This is a genomic window from Helicobacter sp. UBA3407 (assembly GCF_949747025.1).
GTDB classification, from domain to species: Bacteria; Campylobacterota; Campylobacteria; order Campylobacterales; family Helicobacteraceae; genus Helicobacter_D; species Helicobacter_D ganmani.
This window is the reverse complement of the sequence record NZ_CATKCB010000178.1, coordinates 1-1701: the sequence shown is the minus strand read 5'-3', so window position 1 is coordinate 1701 and position 1701 is coordinate 1. Positions and strand designations below refer to the sequence as shown.

The following is a 1701-nucleotide window of genomic DNA, read 5'->3' as shown; positions in this document are numbered from 1 at the left end:
TGCTACATATAGATTTAGTGGGTTCTATCTTGTTGCCTGCTTTGTTGTTCCTTGTGAATGCGCCTTTTTTGTTTGGTTGGGCGAAACCTGTGCCTGTGCGAATGGACCGCGTGATTTATAGAGGAGGATATTTTGGGGCTTTTGCGGTTTCTATCGCAGGTGTGGCGTATAATTTTGCCTTAGCGATTCTAACCGCTCTTTTGATTTATGCCTTTAATGGTGGAATCTTAGCGGGATTTTTTGAATATTTTTCTAATCCAAATTTTGTTGCCCTGCTTGTGATTTATTTTTTCTTACAATTATTGATTTATAATGTTGTTTTGGCTGTATTTAACCTAATCCCAATTCCGCCCTTAGATGGCTCAAATGTGCTTGCTTATCTTGGGTTGATGTTTCGGAATGATTTTTTTGCAAGATTGTTTGAGAGAGTGCCGCCAATGGTGGGTATGGTGGTGTTAATGATTATCTTAAGCACACCTTTATCTAGTATAATTTCTGTGCCTGTGCAGACAATTATAAACTTGCTATTATAGGAGAGAGAATGAAATTTTTTATCGCAAGCGACCACGCGGGATTTACATTAAAGGCTTTTGTGGTTCAAACATTAGGGGAAATGGGGCATAGTGTGGAGGATTTGGGACCTAGCGATTCTAATCGCGTGGATTATCCGGATTTTGCTAATCTCTTATGTGAAAATGTTTTGAAAAATGATAAAAGTTTTGGAATTTTGATTTGTGGAAGCGGAATTGGAATGAGTATTGCTGCTAATCGTCATAAAGGTATCCGCGCAGCACTCTGCAATGAGCCTTATAGTGCTGCAATGAGCCGAGCACATAATGACGCAAATGTGCTGTGCTTGGGCGCACGCGTTGTAGGGGAGGGTATGGTAGAACAGATTTTAAAAAGTTTTTGCGAGGGAGTGTTTGAAGGTGGTAGGCATACCTGTCGTATAGGGAAATTATAACTTTTAAGGAAATAAAATGGCACAATTTACGCAATGGTTATTTTTAACGGCATTTATTCTATTCGTTTTGTTTATGGTAGTAAAAACCTTTTTTTATAAAAGTGTTGCCCAAAAAGAAGAAAAAAATAGTGCCGTGATGAAATTAACACTACAAGAAGCTGAAATTTTAATCCGCAAACACCAATTACAGCTTCAAAGAGCTTTGGGAAACATTGATATTCTTACCGATGAAATCACTTCCTTGCGTAATGAAGTAAAAGCCCTCAAACAGCGTAACTCACAATATCGTGTAGAGAGCGAGAAATACAAAAGTAAAATTAAAGATTTAGAACAAAAAATTGAAGCCTTGTTATAGGCTTTGGTTTTCAAACTTAACCTCATCTCATTCCACAATCTTACCATAAGATTTTATCTTTTTGCATTCTTTCTTGTAATCTCTATTACACTTTTACTCTTTTTTGCAATAAAATTTTCATAAAAAATAAACAAAAATTTTCTCCTCTCAAATATTTAAGAAACAAAGAACAAACAATGCAAACAATGAACTTTCAAGCAATCAAAACACAAAAAGAAAAAAGCAGAGAAACACATTAAATTAAAAATTTCTTAAAAAAGCACTTGACACCCCCCCCCCCCCTTTTTGCTAAAATTTTGGTCTAGCTTTGTTAGGTTAGAATATTCCAAAGCTAGATCTTACTTGATTGATTAGGGTGAGGGTGAAGCTTACAAAAGCTTTG

At 36.0% G+C, this 1701-nt stretch carries 3 protein-coding genes; all 3 read left to right on the top strand.

Annotated elements, in window-relative coordinates:
• Positions 1 to 533 (top strand): site-2 protease family protein (locus Q1553_RS06695; RefSeq protein WP_300842841.1); only part of this gene is annotated, 533 nt, incomplete at its 5' end.
• An 8-nt stretch (positions 534 to 541) separates the two neighbouring features.
• Positions 542 to 964 carry a ribose 5-phosphate isomerase B gene (rpiB, locus tag Q1553_RS06690; protein ID WP_115552035.1) on the top strand — a complete coding sequence of 141 codons (423 nt, stop codon included), beginning with the start codon at positions 542 to 544 and terminating at the stop codon, positions 962 to 964.
• A 16-nt stretch (positions 965 to 980) separates the two neighbouring features.
• Positions 981 to 1319: a hypothetical protein gene (locus Q1553_RS06685; RefSeq protein ID WP_115552034.1), complete on the top strand. Its 339-nt coding sequence runs from the start codon at positions 981 to 983 to the stop codon at positions 1317 to 1319.
• The last annotated feature ends 382 nt before the right edge of the window (positions 1320 to 1701 follow it).